General features: G+C 68.1%; 2 protein-coding genes. One reads left to right on the top strand and one right to left on the bottom strand.

Annotated features, from left to right (window positions below):
• The coding region (locus DBR34_RS10045) for a TetR family transcriptional regulator (RefSeq protein WP_128096684.1) at nucleotides 1-567 on the bottom strand (567 nt) is incomplete at its 3' end.
• Nucleotides 568-700: 133 nt separating this feature from the next.
• Here DBR34_RS10045 and DBR34_RS22585 point away from each other — a divergent pair.
• A partial coding sequence (locus DBR34_RS22585; protein WP_343125611.1) for an MFS transporter occupies nucleotides 701-1,119 on the top strand: 419 nt, incomplete at its 3' end.

Raw genomic sequence — 1,119 nt, 5'->3', positions numbered from 1 at the left:
GCGCAGCAGCAGATCCAGCGCGGCCTGTGCCTGGCCCAGGCGCTCTGTCGCCTCGGGCGCTTCGGCGATCCAGAACGCCGCTTCGGCCAGGCTGCCGTAAATCAACGAGGCCAGCGCCTGCGGGTTGGCATCGGCCACCACGCCCAGGCGCATGAGGTTCTCGATCAGGCCCTGCATCGAGGCGACGCAATGGCGCTGCGCCTCCGGTGACGCCCCGCCCAACACCGCGCGCGCATCGCGCAGCATGATGCGCTGGATGTCCGGCTCCAAGGCCATCTGCAGATAGGCATGGCAGCGGCTGCGGAACCCGTCCCAGGGATCGGCGGCGGTCGCCGAGATCGTCTGCAGCCGGGCATCCATGGCGGTGTCCAACTGCGCCACCAAGGCCTGCAGCAATCCCTTCTTGTCGCCGAAGTGGTGATACAGCGCGCCACGGGTGAGCCCCGCCTGGGCGGTCAGATCGTCCATCGAGGCGTCCGCATAGCCCTGCGCGGTGAACACCGCATGCGCCGTGGCCAGCAGGGCGGCGCGGGTTTCTTCCATCTCGGCACGGGTACGGCGGGCCATCCGGTCAGCTCCTTACATACGATGCGTATGATTATTTACATTCACGCCGTATGTATATAGGATTTTATTCATACGTGCCGTATGTATGTTCGCCAGCCCGTGCGGGCCGACGGCCGACTTCTGGAGAAACCTGATGCTCACCCCGTACCGAACCCTGTTCGCCGACCCCGGAAACCGACGCTTCGCCCTGGCTGGGCTGCTGGCGCGCCTGCCCCTGCCGATGACCGGCATCGGCATCATCACCCTGATCGCGCAGCTGCGTGGCAGCTACGCCCTGGCCGGTGCCGTGACCGCCACGTTCGTGGTCACCTACGCGTTGCTGTCGCCGCAGATCTCACGCCTGGTCGACCGCCATGGGCAATCGCGCGTGCTGCCGGTCGCCACGGCGGTCAGTGTGTTCGGCATGGCGCTGTTGCTCACCGCCGCCGCGTGGCAGGCGCCGGCAGGGACGCTGTTTGCCGGGGCGGTGCTGGCCGGGTGCATGCCGAGCATGTCGGCGATGGTGCGCGCGCGCTGGGCCGCGCTGTACCGGGGGCAGCCGCGCCTGCAGAC

The sequence above is a fragment of the Stenotrophomonas sp. HMWF003 genome, assembly GCF_003061285.1.
Taxonomy (GTDB): domain Bacteria; phylum Pseudomonadota; class Gammaproteobacteria; order Xanthomonadales; family Xanthomonadaceae; genus Stenotrophomonas; species Stenotrophomonas maltophilia_AP.
Note: the sequence above shows the minus strand (reverse complement) of the source record. Positions and strands in the feature narration are given on the sequence as shown.